The organism is Sedimentibacter sp. B4 (assembly GCF_000309315.1).
Lineage (GTDB): Bacteria > Bacillota > Clostridia > Tissierellales > Sedimentibacteraceae > Sedimentibacter > Sedimentibacter saalensis.
Map to the genome: position 1 here is coordinate 1 of NZ_CANG01000092.1, position 231 is coordinate 231.

Sequence of the window (231 nt, forward strand, 5' to 3'; positions counted from 1 at the left end):
GAGCGCGGGTCCGACCGCCGTCACACCATCCAGACCGTGCTGGCCTCGCTGGTCGTCGACGACGACGACCCGGCCGCAGAGGCGGCGGCGAAGCTCGCCGAGGAATCCGCAAGAAGGAGCTCATGACCCCCTTCACTCTGGCTTCGCCTGCTTCGTGGGCCGCCCGAACGCCGGCAAGTCCACGCTCACGAATGCCCTTGTGGGCAGCAAGATCGCGATCGCGTCGTCCAA

Annotated in this window: 1 protein-coding gene; it reads left to right on the plus strand. The window is 68.0% G+C overall.

Annotation, left to right across the window (positions count from 1 at the left end; genetic code table 11):
- Positions 1-154: 154 nt before the first annotated feature.
- Positions 155-231 (plus strand): GTPase (locus BN358_RS25345; RefSeq protein WP_157593311.1); only part of this gene is annotated, 77 nt, incomplete at its 3' end.